Below are 19,994 nucleotides of genomic sequence, written 5' to 3'. Positions count from 1 at the left end.
GACCTCCGCTTCTTGCGTGTTCTACGGATTGGTGGGCCTAGGTGGGCTCGAACCACCGACCTCAGTCTTATCAGGACTGCGCTCTAACCTACTGAGCTATAGGCCCAATCTGCGTCCCCCGAAGGGCACCGAATTATCGTACATGTGCGGCCCGACGTGGACAAAACTGAGCCGGGTGACGTCAGACACGATGTCCAGCAAGCTCAGGTCCAACCACACTCAGACCCTCGCCCGCCACCAGTCCAACACCCACCCGGCCCAATTAGAAAGTCACTCGTCCATCAAGGAAATCTTGATGCCACCCACCAGCGATGCAATAACGTTGTAGAGCATCGCACCCAGGGTGGACAGCGCAGTCATCAGCACAACGTTGGCGATCGCTGTAATGATCGAGTAGGCAAAGACTCGCGGCAGGCGCACGTAGTCCAGCAGCTTGGTGAACTGTTCGGCGCCGATCTTGACCAGGAAGTCCTCGATCGCAGAGAACACGTGCATGCCGTCCACCATCAGCCACAGCGCCACCGTACTCACGACCATGGCGATTCCCAGGGCCACAGACAGCAAGAATGACACCTTCAGGACGGTCCACGCATCGATCCGCGCAATCGCCAGGTCAACCCTGCGGGGAGCGTCAGTATTGGAGCCGGAGCTCAGCTGGTCACTCATTCGTCGTCACCCTTCTCGATATCGCTTGCCTCAGACGCTACCGCTTCTCCGCCGTTTTCGTCAGCATTCGCCACGAGGTCGCCCTCGTTTGCGCTGTCCTGACCTTCACCGGCGGCGTCAGAATCGCTTACCTGCGAGCCGGTTGCGCCATCCGCATCAGAACCCGCCAACTGATCCTCAGACTCTTCGTCCTCATGATCCGGGTTGGGAGTAATCGCAATAATGCGGTCATCTTCATCAGGGCGAGCAAAGATCACGCCCATGGTGTTACGGGCAGTGGGCCGAACATCCGAAGCATTGACCTGAACAAGCTTGCCGGACTCGGTAATCACCATGACGTCCTCGTTGGGCTCAACCACCAGGGCACCCACCAGGCCACCACGCTCGTCAACCAGTTTGCCCACACGCACACCCATCGTGCCGCGCGACTTCGTCGGATACTCGCCTACCGGCGTGCGCTTAGCGTAACCGGACTCGGTGACAATCAGCAGGTCCGTGTCTTCACGCGGCACCACCATGGACAAGAGCTCATCGTCGCCACGCAGCTTCATGCCGCGCACACCCGACGCAGACCGGCCCATCGGGCGCAGCTGCTCATCGGTGGCGTTAAAGCGAACGGCCTGGCCGTCACGCGACACCAGCAGCAGGTCCTGATCGGCGTTAATGACCGCAGCCGACACCAACTCGTCCGGGTTCCCCTTCTCATCTTCGCGCAAGTTCACAGCAATAATGCCGCCGGTGCGCGCCGACTTATACAGGTTGAGCGGCGTCTTCTTGACCAGACCGGACTTGGTCGCCAACACCAAGTAGTCGGCGTCGTCATAGTCACGGATAGCAAACACGGACGCAATATGTTCATCCGGCTGGAAAGCCAGCAGGTTGGCCACGTGTTGGCCCTTCGCATCGCGGCCACCCTCGGGAATCTCATAGCCCTTAGCCCGGTAGACGCGACCCAGGTTCGTAAAGAACAGCAGCCAGTGGTGCGTGGTCGTGACAAAGAAGTGTTCCACCACGTCGTCGTCGCGCAACTGAGTGCCGCGCACGCCCTTGCCGCCACGCTTTTGAGAACGGTAGTTGTCGGTGCGGGTGCGCTTAGCAAAACCGTCGCGCGTAATGGTGACAACCACGTCCTCTTCGGGGATCAGGTCCTCCATGGACATTTCCCCCTCGAAAGGAACGATGGCGGTGCGGCGCTCATCGCCATACTTGTCAACGATTTCGCCTAGCTCCGTGGAGATAATCTCGCGCTGGCGAGCAGGGGTGGCGATGATGTCTTTGAGATCAGTGACGCGCGCAGTGAGTTCAGCGTGCTCATCCATAATCTTTTGACGTTCGAGGGCGGCCAAACGGCGCAACTGCAAAGCCAGGATCGCATCAGCTTGGATCTCGTCAACACCCAGCAGCTCCATCAAGCCGCGGCGCGCCTCGTCCACTGTGGGCGAGCGGCGGATCAAAGCAATGACTTCGTCCAACATGTCCAAAGCCTTGAGGTAGCCCTCCAGAATGTGGAGGCGCTCCTGGGCTTTGCGCAGGCGGAACTTGGTGCGACGCACAATGACGTCAATCTGGTGGTTGACCCAGTGGCGGATGAAACCATCAATGGACAGGGTGCGCGGCACCCCATCAACCAGGGCCAGCATGTTGGCCGAGAAGTTCTCCTGCAAACTGGTGCGCTTATACAGGTTATTGAGCACCACCTTGGCCACGGCATCACGCTTGAGCACAATGACCAGGCGCTGGCCGGTACGGCCCGACGTCTCATCGCGAATATCAGCAATGCCGCTGATCTGGCCGTCGCGCACCAGCTGAGCAATCTTGTCAGCCAGATTGTCGGGGTTGACCTGGTAGGGCAGTTCGGTGACCACCAGGCACTGGCGCCCTTGAAGTTCTTCAACACTGACCACCGCGCGCTGGGTGATGGATCCGCGGCCCGTACGATACGCGTCCTCGATCCCCTTGCGGCCCAAAATGGTGGCTCCCGTGGGGAAGTCCGGCCCGGGAATGATCTTGAGCAGCGCTTCGAGCAGTTCTTCGCGACTGGCTTCCGGATTATCCAAGTACCACTGGGCGCCCTGGGCAACTTCACGCAGGTTGTGCGGCGGGATGCGAGTGGCCATACCCACGGCAATACCCTCAGACCCGTTGACCAACAGGTTGGGGAAACGAGCCGGCAAAATGGTGGGCTCTTGGTTGCGACCGTCGTAGTTGTCTTGGAAGTCGACGGATTCTTCGTCAATGTCGCGCACCATTTCCATGGCCAGCGGCGCCATCTTGCACTCGGTGTAACGCGGAGCCGCAGGCCCCAGGTTGCCGGGAGTACCAAAGTTTCCCTGGCCGGCCACCAGCGGGTAGCGCAGCGACCACCACTGCACCAGGCGCGCCAACGCGTCGTAAATGGCGGCGTCGCCATGCGGGTGGTAGTTACCCATGACTTCGCCAACGACACGCGACGACTTCGAGAAGGACGAGGTCGGGCGGTAGCCGCCGTCGTACATGGCATACATGACGCGCCTGTGCACGGGCTTAAGTCCGTCGCGTACGTCGGGCAGCGCGCGCCCAACGATGACGCTCATCGCATAGTCAAGGTAGGAGCGCTGCATCTCCTTTTGCAGGTCGACCTGCTTGACGCGGTCGTAGGCGACCTCTTCGGTCCCGGTGTTCTGCTCGTCGCTCACGTGTGTCCTTCGGTTCGTTTCAATTCACGAGGTCGGGGCCGGCAAGCGGCCCGGGCACCCGCTAGGGTCAGATGTCGAGGAAGCGCACGTCTGAGGCGTTGCGCTGAATGAAGCTGCGGCGCCTATCGACGTCGTCGCCCATGAGGATGGTGAAGGTTTCGTCCGCGTCCGCGGCCTCGTCCAAAGTCACCTGTTTGAGGATGCGTTGGGCTGGGTCCATAGTGGTTTCCCACAGCTCATGGTCATTCATTTCGCCCAGACCCTTGTAACGCTGGATGCCACCTTCCTTGGGCAGGCGGTGGTTTGCCGCAAATCCCGCTTCGAGCAACTCGTCGCGTTCCTTGTCCGAGTAGGCGAATTGGTGTTCGGCGTTCGTCCACTTAATGCGGTACAAGGGTGGCATCGCAATGTAGGTGTGACCGTGTTCGATGAGGGGACGCATGTAGCGGAACAGCAGTGTCAGCAGCAGCGTGGCAATGTGCTGGCCGTCAACGTCGGCATCAGCCATGAGGATGATCTTGCCGTAACGCAGCTTGTCCAAGTCGAAGTCTTCACCAATTCCCGTACCAAAAGCGGTGATGAGGGATCGGATGGTGTCTGAGGACAGTGCCCGGTCCAGGCGAGCCTTTTCCACGTTGAGGATCTTGCCTCGGATCGGCATGATCGCCTGGTGTTCGGGGTCGCGCCCGCCCACAGCCGAACCGCCTGCCGAGTCGCCCTCGACAATGAAGATTTCGCAGTCCTCAGCTTTGCGACTAGAGCAGTCGCGCAGCTTGCCCGGCATGGACGCTGATTCGAGGACGCCCTTGCGGCGGGTGGCTTCGCGGGCCTTACGTGCTGCCACACGAGCAGCCTGAGCGGCCTGGCCCTTGGCAATGATCGCTTTGGCGTCAGCAGGGTGAGCGTCGAACCAGTCGGTGAGCTGGGAGTACACCTGCTGCTGGACGAAAGTACGGGCCTCAGTGTTACCCAGCTTCGTCTTGGTCTGGCCTTCGAACTGGGGTTCGGTGAGCTTAATGGAGATCACAGCCGTCAAACCTTCGCGCACATCGTCGCCGGTGAGGTTGTCATCCTTGTCTTTAATGAGGCCCTTGTCGCGCCCATAGCGGTTAACGATGGTGGTCAGCGCGGTACGGAACCCCTCTTCGTGCATACCGCCTTCGGTGGTGTTAATCGTGTTGGCGAAGGTGTGCACCGAGGACGAGTACGAGGTCGTCCACTGCATAGCGATCTCAACGCTCATCGTGCCTTCGGCGTTCTCAGATTCGAAGTCAATGATCTCGTTGTTGATCGTCTCGATCTTCTTTGCCGAATCCAAGTATTCGACGTAGTCGCGCAGGCCGTGCTCGTACATGTAGGACACTTGGCGGCGGCCTGGAATCGGATCGTCAGCGGTCCCCATTTCGTCGCCGGTCACTTCGTCGCCCTCGTCGACGGCGCTGGAACGCTCATCGGTCAAGGTGATGCGCAGGCCCTTATTGAGGAAGGCCATCTGCTGGAAGCGGGTGCGCAGGGTTTCAAAGTCGAACTCTACGGTTTCAAAGATCGACGGGTCCGGGTAGAAGGTTTGGGTGGTGCCCGTCTCTTCTGTTTCTTCGCCGCGCACCAACTCGGTGATGGGGGTGCCGCCGTTAGCAAAAGACATGCGCCACGCATATCCCTGGCGGCGAATAACGGTGTCAACTCGGGTGGATAGGGCGTTGACGACGGAAATACCCACGCCGTGCAGGCCACCAGAAACGGCATATCCGCCGCCGCCGAACTTGCCGCCGGCGTGCAGGATTGTCATGACGACCTCAACGGTGGGCTTGTGCTCGGTGGGGTGTTCGTCCACCGGAATGCCTCGGCCGTTGTCGACAACTCGCAGGCCGCCGTCTTCAAGGATGGTGACCTCAATGTGGTCGGCGTATCCGGCTAGAGCTTCGTCAACGGAGTTGTCGACGACCTCATAGACCAGGTGGTGTAGACCGCGCTCCCCCGTTGATCCGATGTACATGCCTGGGCGCTTACGCACCGCTTCCAGGCCTTCGAGGACGGTGATGTCGGATGCGCCGTATCCTTGCGCTCCGTCGGCGGTCTTCTCGTTGTCAGCCACGTGGCTCCCCTCGCATGAGTCGAATGCTTGAAAATTCGACATTAAACCTTGGCTATTCTACCAAAAAAGGACCCTGTTCCAGGTCAAGATCATCCAAAGGCCACATTCACCAAACATATTTTGACCTGCACAAACATGGCTGTGACCAGTCACACTCCACCTGGGGCACAACAATCACCAAAACCGCTTACCCGTAGGTGTCGCGCGGGCCCCTCCCAGGCACCGACAAAGGCCCCTTCTTCCACGAGGGCGCCACCGGCCCACGCACAATCACCTGACGCACCACACCCGCGCCCACCTCCTCGGCAATTCGCCTCTCAACCGTGGGCAACAGCAACTGCATTTGCTTAGCCCACGCCGTCGACGAACACCTAACAATGAGCTTGTGGTCCTCGAAAGTTTCCACCGCGCAATGCTCGGCCACAGTCTCACCCACGATCTGGGGCCACTTGGCCATAATCGACCCCATTCGCGTGGGCGTATCCCACTGGTTGACGCGGATCGTGCGCTTCAACATGGCACCAAGTGAGCGCGTACGCCGATATTGCAAGCGCATCGCCGCCATACCGGGAGCCTTGACCCAGGACGCCCCAGAACGCGACACCACGGGTTTGAGGGCAGACAAATCCCCTTCGGGGTCAACGCTGTCCGCATCACCAAAATCGCTGTCGGCCTGTTTCGACCGTGTTGAAAGATCGTCGGTTTCGCTTTGGAAAGCAGACGAGGCACCCGCCTCAACGGCCGCCCACTCCGACGCCCCATCGATGCGCCCTGCTTTGCGAGGCTCATCCCCCAGTTCCCAACTCGGCAACTTCGTGCGGATGTAACCCTGGGATCTGGCGGTGCGTTGGGCACGTTCGAGGGCGCGTGCGGCAAACTCTTCGACCTCGTCACCTTCACTAGAAGGCGGATCAGTGGTGACGTCCGCACTGTCGCTCATTCGCGAATCGGAGAAGGCACTCGAATCGTTGCCCCCTAAAATTTCGGAGTCAGCGGTTCCCTGGTCGTGCGCGAATAGTTCATTCATCGTCAATCACCGTGCCCGCTTCGGCGTCCCAGCGGATCGGAATAATCGTCGCCTTTAAGGATTCGGGCACGTCCTCGGCCACAGCCGCAGTAATCAACACCTGGTCAGCCCGCGAGGCGAGCCTCGCCAAACCCTTGCGGCGGTTGGAATCCAACTCGGCGAACACGTCGTCCAAAATCAGAATCGGGGTTTCGTCATCTTCGGTGAGGATGTCAAAAGACCCCAGGCGCAAAGCCAAGGCCACCGACCAAGACTCGCCGTGGCTGGCGTAACCCTTGACCGGCATGTGTCCCAATTCTAGGAACAGATCGTCGCGGTGAGCTCCTACCAGGTTCACGCCGCGTTCAATTTCGCGCTCGCGCACAGATTCCAGCGCCGCCAACAACCTGGCGGTCTGAGCTTCAATATCTTCAAGGTCACCGCTTTCAGGCACATCAGGATCCGTACCGATCGTGCGATCAATCGACGCATCAAAAGACATTGACATTGACCGGGGTGAATCCGCCACATCGTCATAGGCTTTCGAAGATGGCCCCTGCAAAAGGCGCACCACCTCCATGCGGGCGGCCGTCACCTTGGCTGACAACTGCGAAAATTGCACGTCCCACACACTCAGCGTTGAAAGGTCTGCGGATTCGCCTCGGCGCGACCTGGCCTGAGCCTGTTTCATTAACGCGGCCCGCTGGCGGGCAACCCTCTCAAAGTCCGACTTCACGCCGACAAAAAGAGGATGCAGCTGGATCGCCAACTCATCCAGGAAGTGCCTGCGAACCCCGGGCTCACCCCGAACCAACTGCAAATCCTCGGGTGCAAACACCACAGTCTTAACCAAACCCACGATCTCGCGGGGCTTGACCTGGGTGCGATTAATGCGCGCACGATTGGCTTTGCCGCGCACAATTTCAAGCTCAAGAACCTGCTCGCGCCCCTCGTGGGACACCAAGCGCACCCGAACCACTGCCCCACCCGGTACTTCTTCTTCACGATCCAAGGGGATACGCACCAGCGCGCCCTCGGCCGCCACCCGGTGGCTAGAAAAGGTCGACAGGTAGGCGATGGCCTCAACCAGATTCGTCTTGCCTTGGCCGTTGGCCCCCAGTAAGACGGTTGGCCCGGCCGCGAACTCAACTACCCCTGTGCGCCACGACCGGAAATCATCGAGCGCGACGTGAGAGACGCGCACTTTGAACTCAGATTCCGAAGCGGATGGGCATCAGCAGGTAGCGGAACTGGGTGATCTCGCCCTCGTCAGCTTTCTTCTGCCCCGTCATAACGGCGGGCTTAGTCGGGTGGGTGAAACCGAAACGCACATAGTCCGTGTCCATGACGGACAGGCCGTCGATGAGGAACTGCGGGTTGAACGCGGTGGCAATGTCCTCACCCGTCAGGGTTGCTTCGAGGGCTTCAGAAGCCTGAGCATTGTCGCCCTGGCCAGCCTCGAGCACCAGCTGGCCTTCGGAGAAAGCCAAACGCACGGAGGTCTTACGTTCTGCCACCAGGGACATACGCTTGACCGCTTCGAGCAGCGCATGACGGTCAACAACGGCCTGAATCGGCGTCGAATCGGGGAAGAGGCGACGCACCGGCGGGTAGTCGCCGTCCATCAGAGTCGAGGTGGTGCGGCGTCCCTGGGCGGAAAAACCAATGAGCGAGGAGGCACCAGGCTGGGCCTCACCTGCAAGACCGAGCTCAACTTTGGCGCCCAACGTCATTGACTTGGCGACGTCCTGGAGGATGCGGGCCTTGACCAACGCGATTTCTTCAGCAGCCGGATCGGTGGGCTCCCAGTCCAGTTCGCGCATAGCCAGGCGGTAGCGGTCGGTGGCCAGCAGTGTCATGTGTGAGCCTTCGATTTCGATGCGCACACCGGTCAGCAGCGGCAGCGTGTCATCACGCGAAGCAGCAATCGACACCTGAGCAATCGCCTGGGACAGGACCTGGGAATCGACAGCACCAGCGTTTTGCGGCTGGGTCGGTAACAGCGGGTACTCGTCCAGAGGCATGACAGCCAGGGAGAAGCGGGAAGTGCCACACACCAGGTTGACCTTTTGTCCGTCGAGCTCAACGGTCACCGGCTTGTTGGGCAAAGACTTCGAAATGTCAGCCAGCAGGCGACCCGACACCAGGACTTCACCGGGGGTTTCAACTGTTGCGGGAATCTGCGAATTCGCAGACACCTCGTAGTCGAAGGAGGACAGGGTGAGTTCTTCTTGCTCGGCGTGGATCCTGACGCCAGCAAGAATTGGGCTTGCGGGGCGAATGGGCAATGCCCGAGCGGTCCAAGATACGGCCTCGGCGAGGACGTCGCGTGCGACAGTGAACTTCATGCCGGCCTCCGGTTGATGACAGACGAATACTGCACCACTCTACCCACTCAGGGGGCTTCAAGGCTAAGTGTTAGACGCACCTGTGATGTGGGGGCGAACAACAAAAAATTCTGATTTCTTGAAATTCACCATCATCATCAGGTGTGTGGATTCTGTTAAGAACCCTCTTTTTTCTTGTAATTACAAGGAGTTAGCCAGTGGATGATCATGGGTCCAAAGCTGTGGATCCGCTAGGACATCCTGTGAATGACATGTTCGAAGCTGATCAATCATCCACAGATGCTCGTCCTCGATCAACAACAAACCCATCGCCATCCACGACCTCGTCCACACCAACTGTGCAATCCCCACCGCCCCCTCCGCCGAGAGCAGACCTTATGCGCAAAAATCAGCCAAAAATCGCTGAAAAGCGACCATAAGGTCTGCTCTCGGCGAGAAAAAGAAATTAGGATTCGCGGGCCTTCTGCTTGATCCGGTTGGTCAACTCGGTGACGTGGTTGAAGGTCTCGCGCTTTTCTTTCATCAGCGACGTGATCTTCTTATTGGCATGCATCACCGTTGTGTGGTCGCGGTCAAAAGCCGAACCGATCTTCGGCAGCGACAAGTCCGTGAGCTCACGACACAGATACATAGCGATCTGTCGGGCCTCAACCACGTCATGGGAACGATCCGAACTCGACATCTGCTCAATCGTCACACCGAAGTAGTGGGCGCACTGACCCATAATCAACGGCACAGTGATCTCATGGTCATTGGGATCAGACACGAAATCCTTGAGCATCATCTCTGCCAACGGCAGGTCGATGCGCTCCTGAGACAGGTTCGCAAAGGCCACAACGCGCAGCAGCGCGCCTTCAAGCTCACGGATATTCGACGAAATCCTCGACGCAATGTATTCCAGGACCTCTGGTGAAACCTCCAGGGAATCCGTGGCCGCCTTCTTTTGCAAGATGGCGATACGGGTTTCAAGGTCTGGCGGTTGAACGTCGACCAGCAGTCCCGACGCGAAGCGCGAACGCATCCGATCCTCGAAACCATTGAGCTTGTTGGGCGCCACATCCGACGTCAAGACAATCTGCTTGTCACCCTCATATAGGGCGTTGAAGGTGTGGAAGAAACCTTCAACCGTCTGCTCTTTGTCCCCAATGAACTGGATGTCGTCAATGAGCAAAACGTCGAGCTCGCGGTATCGCCTGTGGAAAGCCTCGACCTGCGAGTTATCCGTCTTATTCAAACGAATAGCGTTAATGAACTCGTTGGTGAATTCTTCGGAATTGACGTAGCGAACCTTCAAGTGTGGGTACAGCGACAGCGCATAGTGCCCAATCGCGTGCAGCAAGTGGGTTTTTCCCAGGCCCGAGTCCCCGTAGATGAATAGCGGATTAAAGGCCGTCCCCGGGGTTTCGGATACGGCGAAGGCCGCGGCATGAGCAAAGCGATTGGACGGCCCAATAACGAAGGTGTCAAAGGTGTACTTGGCATTTAAGTGCGTGGCCGAAGAATTCGGCGAGGTCATCAGCGTGGGTGCACCCATCTTAGGTGTCCTCATCGACGAGGGCGAGGCCACCTCGGCTGCAGAAGGTGCGCTGCTGCCCTCTTGGCTGCTGGGGTTGTCAAGATCTGCTTGATCCGTGCTGTCATGGCCTAAGTCTTCGCTTCGACTAGGAGTTGCTTTGGCCAAGTTGGAAGTATCGGAGTCTACTGAGTCATTGGATTCGTCAGTCTGGGCCGCCAGAGTTGGGTCGACAGTAATGGCAATACGGATGGTGCGCCCCAGGGTGGCACTCAAGGCTGCGGTGAGTTCATTCGAGGCACGATTTTCCAGCCAGGACTTGGTGAAGTCATTGGGAACAGACAGAAGAATCGTCCCCTCAATATTGCCGAGAGGTTTGGCCTGGTGCAGGTAGTTTGTGGCGGCTGGGCCTAATTCGGTGGTGGAGATGGAATCGAGTGCCTGGGCCCAGGCTTGGGTCAATGAGTCGGTCTCCACCGGAATCCTCCGAGGTACTAGGGGTGCGAGCCTTCGAAGGCTCGCAGTGACGAGTGCGTGAGTTCGATCACCGATCCACAGCGGCCGGTGAATATCTTTACGGGTGTGGAGTCTAACCGGTACACAACCCATTCCACAGGCTGGGGATGTGTCTGTGGATAACCTCTCGCGAATCACGTTCTTGTAATTACAACCGCGGGTATCCGAGTTTGTGCGGAAAGATCAATTCGTGCACAACTGTGGATCAAAATGTTCACAGGTGTCATGTGGACAGCCAAGTCCACAGCCCAATCCACAAGTGTGGATAAAAGGTTGAGACTAGGTGTTCGTCACAAGCAGGGTGTTCACATTGACTGGCTAAGGCGCGGCTTCTAACCTGGTTCTTCGTCTGTGTCTGGATGACAACCGGATACGCCGAGGCCCCTGCGCTCAACATTTGCGGTGGGACCTACCGAACCGATCTTGAGCGGAGAAGACATTCCCCGCTCCTGCCGAGGAGAACTGCAGTGACCACCAAGCGGACTTTCCAGCCCAACAACCGTCGTCGCGCCAAGACGCACGGCTTCCGTCTGCGTATGAGCACCCGCGCCGGCCGCGCCATCCTGGCTAACCGCCGTCGCAAGGGTCGCGCGAAGCTGTCCGCCTGAGACTGGCGAGGTGCTGCCACGCGCGCACCGCATGGTCGACCCAGCTGACTTCCAAGCCGCCATCCGTCAAGGATCACGAGCCGGAGATCCGCTGGTCGTCGTGCATTGTCGAACCGACGAGGAACGAGTTGATCGCCTCGTCGGTTTCGTCGTGCCCAAGAGAGAAATCAAGCGCGCCACCGGACGCAACCGCGTCAAACGGCAATTCCGTCACCTCATGAAGGACCGCCTCAATACAATCCCTGAGGGCGGCCGCGTCGTCGTGCGCGTCAGCGGAAAAGCCCTGGGGCGAAGCTCCGACGAACTAGGCCAGCACCTCGACAAGACTATGAGACGAGCATGGAAGAAATGGGATGCCCGATGAGCAACCGTTTCCCGACCTCGCCCTCGTCACTGCTACGCGCCATCGCCGTACTGCCTATTCGTATATACCAGCGTCTGGTCTCCCCCATGATCGGACCGCGATGCCGATACGCACCCACCTGCTCCCACTACGCTGTCGAAGCCATCCAAGTGCACGGCATCATCAAAGGAATCCTCCTGGGAATCTGGCGGATCCTGCGATGCAACCCCTGGAGCCTGGGCGGAGTGGACTACGTTCCCGCCAAAGGCAAGTGGACGAGCGAAGAATGGGTACCGCCGGTCGACTGGGCAGGCAACGCCACCGACATCGTGCGCCCCACTCCTATGGGCCTTGAAGACGTGGCCGCCGCTACCTACACCTGCGAAGACAACGCGGCAAGCGGCGCAACACCGGGCAACGCACCCTGTAGCACCACCTCACCCATGGAGCCGGCGACACACCAGGCTCCCTTGACGAAGGCCCGCGTCGGCCTCGTCCCCATGAATGTTCCGGCTTCGGCCACCCGACACAGGGACGCACCCCGCGTCCTCGCTTCCTGAAGGAGCGCGCATGTTCGATAAAATGATTCACCCCTTCGCAGTCGCCGTTGCGTGGGTGTGGGCGCAGATCCATGATCTGCTGGTCCTGGTTGGAATGGCCGATGGACCCGGCGTTGCCTGGGTGATCTCGATCATCTTGCTGACGATCATCGTGCGCCTCCTGATCCTGCCGCTCTTCTTGCGCCAGATCCGCTCCTCACGAGCAATGCAGGCCATCCAGCCTGAGCTTCAGCGCATCCAAGCCAAGTACAAAGGCAAGAAAGATCAAGCCTCGCAGATGAAGCAAAGCGAGGAAATGCAGGCCCTGTACAAGAAGCACAAGGTCTCCCCCATGGCTTCCTGTCTTCCGCTGCTCGTACAGATGCCCGTTCTTTTCGCCATGTATCGGGCCATCTACGCGGTGAAGGACTTGGCCGCCGGCACCTACTCTTACGGCGGTATCGAAACCGACCACCTGGGTCCCATCAATCAGGCCACAGCCGCCGACATTAATGAGTCCACCGTGATGGGAGTGCCGCTGTCGCACACCATTACCTCCGGTGATGGACCAATGGGTGTGGCCGTATTCGTCGTCCTCATCATCGCCATGGTGGCTCTGCAGTTCTACTCAATGCGCCTGTCCATGACAAAGAACATGCCTCCGGCTGCCGACCCAAACAACCCCATGGTTCAGTCGCAAAAGACCATGCTCTACGTCATGCCGGCCATGTTTATCTTCTCCGGCGCGTTCTTCCAGATGGGCGTCATTGTCTATATGCTCACCGGTTCCGTGTGGGCACTCGCCCAGTCTCTGTGGACGATCAAGGTCATCCCTACCCCCGGTTCACCCGCTCACACCGAATTGGTGGAAAAGCGTCAAGCTGCCTACCACGAGTGGGCCAAGCCATTCTTCGCTGACTACGACGCCAAGCGTGCCCAGCTTCCCACCGACTCTTCCGACCCGCAGGTCGTGGCCCTCAACGAAGCCACTCTCGCCGAGGTCCAACGCCAAGCCAAGGCTCAGAAGGTTGCTTCTGACTTCCCTGAGTCAATGACTGCTGGCGACAAGGTCTCGGTGTACCGCAACCTGTCCGCACAAGAGTGGACCACCTTGCCCGACGAGCAGTGGATGCAGGGCGTGCGTGAAGCTACCGAGAAGGCCGAGGCTCGCCGCGCCCAGCAGGCCAAGCGTGAGCAGGCACAGAAACAGTCGCGTCAACGTCGTATCGCCCAAGGTCAGGCTAAGGATGGGGCGTCCGGTGCCCAGTTGGACCACGAGGGCCTGTCCCCTGAAGAACTTGAGCGTCGCCGTCAAGAGCGCCGCAAGGCTCGCCGCCAAAGCAAGAAGAAGAGGCGCTGATTAAGGGCGGGTTCGTCCTCGTTGACGAGGACGACGCAAGTTCCGCCGATCCGCGCATCCGTACCCCAGACCCGTCAACCCCGTGGGAGGATTCGACCATGAGTGAAGTTCAAAAAGATAAGCTGACCCGCCTTGAAGAAGAGGGCGAGCTGGCCGCCGACTACTTAGAGGAGCTGCTTGATATTGCAGACCTCGATGGCGACATTGAGATCGATGTTGAGAACGGCCGCGCCTCCGTCGAAATCATCACCGAGAACGAGGGCGCCCTTGACCGCCTCGTCGGTGACGACGGTGAGGTCCTGGATGCTTTGCAGGAGCTGACTCGCCTCGCTGTTCAGACCGAGACCGGCGAGCGTTCGCGCCTCATGCTCGATATTGCGGGCTTTCGCGCTGACCGCAAGGCTGAGCTTCAAGAGCTCACCCACGAGGCTATTTCGCGTCTGCGCGCCACCGGCGAGCCGCAAAAGCTTGAGCCGATGAACCCCTTTGAGCGCAAGGTCTGCCACGATGTCGTTGCTGGCGAAGGCTTGTTCTCCGAGTCCGAGGGCGCCGAACCGCACCGTCGTGTGGTCATCCTTGCTGCCGATGATTCGGACGAGGCCGACGTTGCAGCTGACGCTGAGGTCGACGAGGTCGAGGCTGATTCTCAGGAGTGACCTATAGATGCGGCCCGGTCCAGTGTGGATGCGGGCCGCATTCTTTATGCTCGACTCGGTTCGGTGTGGCAACCTGGTTGATAGATCAGTTTGGCCGCGGTGTGAAATAAGAAAGTGTGGAGATGGCTGACGGCATGGATGTCACTGGTGGTTCCAAAGCGGATCCCGTTAAGGCTGAGCAGATGAAGACCGGCCGCCAGGTTGGTGACCCTTTTGATCCTGAGCAACCCACGGATGCAGTACGGGAGTTCTTTGGACCGGCTTTTGCCGATGTCCAGGAGTTCACTCACATGCTTGAGGAAGAGGGCGAGATCCGCGGTCTGGTGGGTCCGCGTGAGATGCCGAGGTTGTGGTCGCGTCATATCGTGAACTCAGCGGCTGTCCTGGATTTTCTTCCGCGGCACGGGCAGGTTCTTGATATCGGTTCGGGAGCTGGGCTACCCGGCATTGTTATTGCCATTTGTAGACCTGATCTTGACGTTCACTTGGCAGAACCGATGCAGCGTCGCTGTGAATGGCTCATGGATGTTATCGAGAACCTAGGCCTGGACAACGTGACCTTGCATCAGGCTCGAGCAGAAGAGCTACGAGGCAAGGGCAAAGCCGATGTCGTGACATCGCGAGCCGTAGCAAATATGTCGAAGCTTGTGAGGATGACATCCAAGCTCATTGCTCCCCGCGGATCCATGGTTGCCCTCAAGGGGCGGCGCGCTGCTATCGAAGTCGAGGATGCTGCGCTGGAACTCAAACGGCATCATCTTCGGGCCTCGATCCATGAGGTTCCTTCCGTCATGGAAGAAGAGTCCACGTACGTCGTGGTGTGTAAGCGAATCTGATCTCAGCTACTGGCTCGAGGGCGAGGGTGGACGCACTTGCAGGCGGCGGGCCTTAAACTGGGTGAGTTCATCGATCATCTTTATTGACAGGAAGGCGGCTAACGTGAGCCCAGCTAAGAGGGATGCCACTCCCCTGTCTTCGCAGATCGAACGTAATTTTGAAGATCGCAAGATGCTCGATGCCGCTACCTTTGGTAGGCCTGCCAGAACCCGTGTCATTGCGGTTGCTAATCAGAAGGGCGGCGTTGGTAAGACAACCTCCGCAGTCAATATTGCAGCCGGGCTGGCAATGGGTGGACTCAAGGTCGTCGTCATTGATGCCGACGCGCAAGGAAATGCGTCCAGCGCCCTGAGTATTGAACACGGTTCGGGCACCCCATCCACTTATGACGTTCTCATTGGTGGCACTCCCCTAGCTGAGGTTTTGCTGGATTGCCCTGACATTGAGGGCTTACAGGTATGCCCGGCCACCATCGATCTGTCGGGCGCCGAGATTGAATTGGTCGATATTTCGAGGCGAGAGTTCCTTCTGGCCGATGCTGTTCGCGAGTTTCTGGCTGTTCACCGAGATATTGATGTCGTCCTTATTGACTGCCCACCCTCATTGGGTCTGGTGACGCTTAATGTCATGGTGGCTGCTCATGAGGTGATGATTCCAATCCAAACCGAGTACTACGCGCTTGAGGGCTTGAGCCAGCTATGGAATACGATCGAGCGAATCAAGAGTCTGAACCCTGATCTCCACGTCTCGACAATGTTGCTGACAATGTCGGATCGTCGCACCAAGCTCAGCGAAGAAGTCGAAAACGAAGTGCGTCAGCATTTCCCGGACTTAACAATGAAGACCGTTATTCCACGGTCAGTGCGCATCTCTGAGGCCCCCTCATATGGGCAAACGGTGGTGACGTATGATCCTCGGTCAACGGGGGCAATCGCCTATCGTAAAGCGGCTCTTGAACTTAGTTTGCGTCTAGCAGGCGTTCTGCCCCAGCGTGGCTGAGGTTGTTACTTTCTTCCGATGCCAGCTTCTGATCGAAGTTCCCGATTGTTTCACGTGAAACAATCGAGGCTGTTGGTTGCGTGGTCGTTCGAGGGTTCCAGACTGTCGCCGCTGAAAACTAGCTCAATTTAGAGCAATGTTTCACGTGAAACATTGCCGCATTGGAGATTTGGAACGAAGCAACCGACCGCCGATATGAACTGGCCTGCTGACACATTGTTGCTATGAGATCAACGAGGCAGCGCTTGCTGGCAAGCTCTCATCTTTGATGAGGACGCCGGCAACATGTGTGGCTAGGTACTCGCTTGAAGAGGCCGATCGCCTTGCACGTACAATAAGCTGCTATGCCCGGAGTTTTCTCGAGATGGCATGTCGCAACGTGGTGCATGTAGTTGGGTCCTACAGTTTGGGCTTGGCGCTGCATCGCGCTGAAGTTTGAGAGCCCTGCAAAGACTGGGCGGAACCTACCGTTGAGCTATTGAATCAATCTGTCTTCGAGCTGTCGAGTGATTGAGAGCCTGGAGACAGAGACAAATGATTCGTCACTGAATGTTTCACGTGAAACAATAGTCTCTAGCCGAAGGAAGGAAGATGCGCCATGTCGGAATTAAACTCGACCACATCTGCACGTAGGGGCGGCAGATCAGGATTAGGGCGAGGCTTGGGTGCCTTGATTCCTTCGACAACATCGCAGCAGGACGGCGTGACGACCTCGTCAACATCTTCGGATCCACTCGACGTCTTCTTTCCGGACAGGGGATCATCTGCGCGCCGCTCGCGTGGAGGATCGGCCAGAGAACTCTTGCAACCACGATCGTCTGATTCAACAAAAGATACTGGAAAAAAGAAAGGTATGTCAGCCTCGACCAAAGATGCTCAAAAAGCTGCGCCTAAAAAGGCGTCGAAACGATCATCCAAAGATGCCGCGACCTCGGAAATTACCGCTGCCGTGCAATCTTCCGCGCAGACGTCAGTCGAAACTAAGAGTGTGGTCACAGAGCGATCTCAATCGGATCGGACGCACACTCAGGCAAGTGTGAGTCAGCAAGCGACGGCTGAAAAAGCTGCGGGTGGAGCCGCTCCGACGTCCTCAAAGCAATCGGTTGCTGACGACGTGGCGCACGATAAGGAACTCTTCGAAGATGTACTCACCGGCAATGTTTCACGTGAAACACCGGTGGAGTTAATGCCGGTTCCGGGTGCTACCTTCGCCGAAATTCCGATTGACTACATCGTTTCGAACACACGTCAGCCGCGAGAGATCTTCGATGAAGATGATCTGGTGGAGCTCTCGGCTTCGATCAAAGAGGTTGGCGTTCTGCAGCCGGTTGTCGTCAGGCCGATCCAATTCGAGGATGAGCCGAACGAGCGACTCAAAGAATATCTCGAAGAAAAGCCAGGGGCTCGCTTCGAACTCATTATGGGTGAGCGACGAACCCGTGCCTCCGAGCTAGCGGGGGAGACGACGATCCCTGCGATCATCAGATCCACCGAGGATGAAGATCTTCTTCGCGACGCTCTACTCGAAAATCTGCATCGCGTTCAACTCAACCCTCTCGAAGAAGCATCCGCGTATCAGCAGCTCATGGCCGATTTCGGTGCCACTCAAGAAGAGCTTGCCAAGAGAATCGCGCGATCACGCCCACAGATCGCAAACACCCTACGCCTGCTTAAACTGCCGCCCGTTGTACAGAAGAAGGTTGCAGCGCAGGTGATCTCAGCTGGTCACGCCCGAGCGCTCCTTTCTCTGAACACTGCCGAAGAAATGGAACGGCTCGCAGAACGGATCGTTGCCGAAGGCCTTTCTGTGCGAACTACTGAAGAGCTTGTGCGCCTCGGACGTGTTAAAGCAGCTCCGAAGCCACGTTTACGCAGTTCAGCAAAGATTTCGGAACTGGGGGAGAGGGTCGTTAACGCGCTTCAAGACGCCTACGACACCCGTGTCACCATCACCGAAGGGCGAACCAAAGGCAAGATCGTCATTGAATTTGCTGGCCCAGAAGACCTCCAAAGACTGGCTGATGTCATTATGCCGACGACCAAGTGACCCTGCCTACAAAATGATGCAAGCGGTGCATCCAATAGGTCGCTGCAATTCCGAACTGTGACCACAACATGGTGCGACTGGTCACTAAAGTAGCCGATTGAGGTAAAGGCGACGGAAAATTGGACCGTTCCCGGCAACGAAGGAGTCCAAGGCATGGCCGATCGCAACACCGCGCGTTCCGTGCTTTTTGACGTCGGTGGGGTTCTTATTGCCTCCCACCCCGACGCGCGTTTCGTTGCGAACCTCATCGGCGACGGATCTCCCGCCCTCGTTGATCTGGTCGACCAGGCAATGTGGACACATCGCGACCAATACGACGCCGGATGCTCCGACCGAGAATTCTGGGATCGCGTAGCAGGGGATTGCGGCAAGCCCGAAGTATCAGACGACGCTTTAGCTCAACTCGTCGCAATGGATGCCGGACGAATGAACGACCCGCTTCCTGAGGCCCTCGCCCTCGTCAACGAACTCAAAGAAGCGGGTGTGCGCCTCGGTATTCTCTCCAACGCACCCCAAGCCATCGCCGATGCAATTCGGGCGGCTCAATGGTCGGATGTCTTTGACACCTTCTCGTTCTCATGCGAACTCGGTATCTCGAAACCTTCGCGTGGAATCTACCGGCACGCCCTCGAACAGCAGGGCGTTGGCCCCGAAAACACTGTCTTCGTGGACGACCGTAAAAAGAACGTGCGAGCCGCTGAACTCATGGGCATTACCGGTCTGATCTGGGAAAACGTCAAACAGGCTCACCAATCACTCGTCGAGTTAGGACTCCTGGGCGCCTGACACCTGACGTCCACCAAGAACGAACTCGACTACCCGCGCACACAGCTGCGCAAAAGATCCGTCAGCCTCGGCGGCCTGGGGAAGCAGAGACGTATCCGTCATCCCCGGCATCACGTTGGCATCAATAAACCAGCAGGTACCCTCGCTGTCCACAACGAAATCAATGCGGGATAGGTCCCGCAACCCCAAAACCGTGTGTGCCTCAACGGCAGCAGCCTTCAGATCAGCCAAAGTGTCGTCATCGAAGCGGGCAGGAACAAAATACTCGGTCTCATCAGTGGTGTAACGAGCCGCGTAGTCGTAGCGACCCCCGTCCGTAGAAATCTCAACGGGGGACAGGGCCACAGGACCATCCTCCAAATCAACCACCGTGACAGCTACATCGCGGCCATCAATCAGCTGCTCAACCATGATGCGCTCACCGTATGCGAAGGCATCCACCATGGCCGAACCCAACTCACCGCGGTCACGCACTCGCGAAATACCCAACGCCGAACCACCATCCGTGGGCTTAATGACCACAGGGAACGCGTCGTCGCTACCAATCGCATCCAGAACATGACCCGCGCCCACCTGGCGGAATAAGGCCTGGGGGAGCGTCGCCCAACCCGGAGTCGACATCCCAGCAGAGCCCAGAAGAGCCTTCGCCGTTGGCTTATTCGACGCCAACATGGACTGCACCGCAGACGAACCAACAAAAGGCACTCCGAGCGCCTCGAGCAGAGTCTGCAACGACCCGTCCTCGCCAATAGACCCGTGCACCAGCGGCCACACCACGTCAGGAGCAAACTCCTTGATGACACCAACCAACGACTCGTCGAGATCGGTGATGCGGGTGACGTAACCGGCCTTAGTCAAAATATTGGAAACTCGCCTGCCTGAACGGATCGACACATCGCGTTCGTGCGTCAAGCCGCCGGCAATGATGAGGACCTTGGTGGTGCCAGCCATGAGATTCTCCTACCTACCCAGTTCGATGCAGTGTGCCGTCAGAGTTAAG

The 19,994-nt window shown here is 58.2% G+C and carries 17 protein-coding genes and 1 tRNA gene; 9 read left to right on the top strand and 9 right to left on the bottom strand.

Annotation, left to right across the window (positions count from 1 at the left end; all coding sequences use genetic code 11):
• Positions 1 to 29: 29 nt before the first annotated feature.
• From G439_RS0109015 to dnaA, 8 genes are all read right to left on the bottom strand, one after another.
• Positions 30 to 106 (bottom strand) — tRNA-Ile (locus G439_RS0109015).
• Positions 107 to 270: 164 nt separating this feature from the next.
• Positions 271 to 666, bottom strand: a complete 396-nt coding sequence (locus G439_RS0109010; protein WP_022868856.1) for a DUF3566 domain-containing protein — start codon at positions 664 to 666, stop codon at positions 271 to 273.
• Entirely contained in the window at positions 663 to 3,341 is a 2,679-nt protein-coding gene (gene gyrA / locus G439_RS0109005; protein ID WP_022868855.1) for a DNA gyrase subunit A, read from the bottom strand. Before gyrA ends, G439_RS0109010 begins: the two co-directional genes overlap by 4 nt.
• A gap of 67 nt (positions 3,342 to 3,408) precedes the next feature.
• Positions 3,409 to 5,436, bottom strand: coding sequence for a DNA topoisomerase (ATP-hydrolyzing) subunit B (gene gyrB, locus G439_RS0109000; protein ID WP_026459573.1), 2,028 nt, complete (start codon positions 5,434 to 5,436; stop codon positions 3,409 to 3,411).
• Positions 5,437 to 5,623: 187 nt separating this feature from the next.
• Positions 5,624 to 6,376, bottom strand: coding sequence for a DciA family protein (locus tag G439_RS0108995; protein WP_026459572.1), 753 nt, complete (start codon positions 6,374 to 6,376; stop codon positions 5,624 to 5,626).
• 79 nt (positions 6,377 to 6,455) lie between these two features.
• Positions 6,456 to 7,646 carry a DNA replication/repair protein RecF gene (gene recF, locus G439_RS0108990; RefSeq protein ID WP_022868852.1) on the bottom strand — a complete coding sequence of 397 codons (1,191 nt, stop codon included), beginning with the start codon at positions 7,644 to 7,646 and terminating at the stop codon, positions 6,456 to 6,458.
• A gap of 7 nt (positions 7,647 to 7,653) precedes the next feature.
• Positions 7,654 to 8,790, bottom strand: a complete 1,137-nt coding sequence (gene dnaN, locus G439_RS0108985) for a DNA polymerase III subunit beta (protein WP_022868851.1) — start codon at positions 8,788 to 8,790, stop codon at positions 7,654 to 7,656.
• Between the two features lie 445 nt (positions 8,791 to 9,235).
• Positions 9,236 to 10,780: a chromosomal replication initiator protein DnaA gene (gene dnaA / locus G439_RS0108975; RefSeq protein WP_022868850.1), complete on the bottom strand. Its 1,545-nt coding sequence runs from the start codon at positions 10,778 to 10,780 to the stop codon at positions 9,236 to 9,238.
• A 506-nt stretch (positions 10,781 to 11,286) separates the two neighbouring features.
• Between dnaA and rpmH the strand changes: the two genes are divergently transcribed.
• The 9 genes from rpmH to G439_RS0108930 all read left to right on the top strand — a co-directional run bounded on the left by rpmH (position 11,287) and on the right by G439_RS0108930 (position 18,994).
• Positions 11,287 to 11,427 carry a 50S ribosomal protein L34 gene (gene rpmH / locus G439_RS0108970; RefSeq protein WP_022868849.1) on the top strand — a complete coding sequence of 47 codons (141 nt, stop codon included), beginning with the start codon at positions 11,287 to 11,289 and terminating at the stop codon, positions 11,425 to 11,427.
• Positions 11,428 to 11,437: 10 nt separating this feature from the next.
• Positions 11,438 to 11,791, top strand: coding sequence for a ribonuclease P protein component (gene rnpA / locus G439_RS0108965; RefSeq protein ID WP_026459571.1), 354 nt, complete (start codon positions 11,438 to 11,440; stop codon positions 11,789 to 11,791).
• Entirely contained in the window at positions 11,788 to 12,330 is a 543-nt protein-coding gene (gene yidD, locus G439_RS12885; protein ID WP_022868847.1) for a membrane protein insertion efficiency factor YidD, read from the top strand. Before rnpA ends, yidD begins: the two co-directional genes overlap by 4 nt.
• 10 nt (positions 12,331 to 12,340) lie before the next feature.
• The gene (yidC, locus tag G439_RS0108955; protein WP_022868846.1) at positions 12,341 to 13,669 is read left to right on the top strand and encodes a membrane protein insertase YidC; all 1,329 of its coding nucleotides are present in this window, start codon (positions 12,341 to 12,343) and stop codon (positions 13,667 to 13,669) included.
• 98 nt (positions 13,670 to 13,767) lie between these two features.
• The gene (locus G439_RS0108950) at positions 13,768 to 14,325 is read left to right on the top strand and encodes a Jag family protein (RefSeq protein WP_022868845.1); all 558 of its coding nucleotides are present in this window, start codon (positions 13,768 to 13,770) and stop codon (positions 14,323 to 14,325) included.
• A gap of 182 nt (positions 14,326 to 14,507) precedes the next feature.
• Positions 14,508 to 15,161, top strand: coding sequence for a 16S rRNA (guanine(527)-N(7))-methyltransferase RsmG (gene rsmG, locus G439_RS0108945; protein WP_026459570.1), 654 nt, complete (start codon positions 14,508 to 14,510; stop codon positions 15,159 to 15,161).
• A 172-nt stretch (positions 15,162 to 15,333) separates the two neighbouring features.
• On the top strand, positions 15,334 to 16,161 hold the full coding sequence (locus G439_RS0108940; RefSeq protein WP_051125760.1) for a ParA family protein: 828 nt from the start codon (positions 15,334 to 15,336) through the stop codon (positions 16,159 to 16,161).
• A gap of 598 nt (positions 16,162 to 16,759) precedes the next feature.
• On the top strand, positions 16,760 to 18,208 hold the full coding sequence (locus G439_RS0108935; protein WP_022868842.1) for a ParB/RepB/Spo0J family partition protein: 1,449 nt from the start codon (positions 16,760 to 16,762) through the stop codon (positions 18,206 to 18,208).
• Between the two features lie 153 nt (positions 18,209 to 18,361).
• Positions 18,362 to 18,994: an HAD family hydrolase gene (locus G439_RS0108930; RefSeq protein ID WP_022868841.1), complete on the top strand. Its 633-nt coding sequence runs from the start codon at positions 18,362 to 18,364 to the stop codon at positions 18,992 to 18,994.
• Here the strand turns inward: G439_RS0108930 and G439_RS0108925 are convergent.
• On the bottom strand, positions 18,974 to 19,945 hold the full coding sequence (locus tag G439_RS0108925; RefSeq protein WP_022868840.1) for a D-alanine--D-alanine ligase family protein: 972 nt from the start codon (positions 19,943 to 19,945) through the stop codon (positions 18,974 to 18,976). The two genes, G439_RS0108930 and G439_RS0108925, sit on opposite strands and share 21 nt — an antisense overlap.
• Positions 19,946 to 19,994: the final 49 nt, after the last annotated feature.

The organism is Schaalia vaccimaxillae DSM 15804 (assembly GCF_000420425.1).
In the GTDB taxonomy this organism is placed as follows: Bacteria; Actinomycetota; Actinomycetes; order Actinomycetales; family Actinomycetaceae; genus Pauljensenia; species Pauljensenia vaccimaxillae.
Note: the sequence above shows the minus strand (reverse complement) of the source record. Positions and strands in the feature narration are given on the sequence as shown.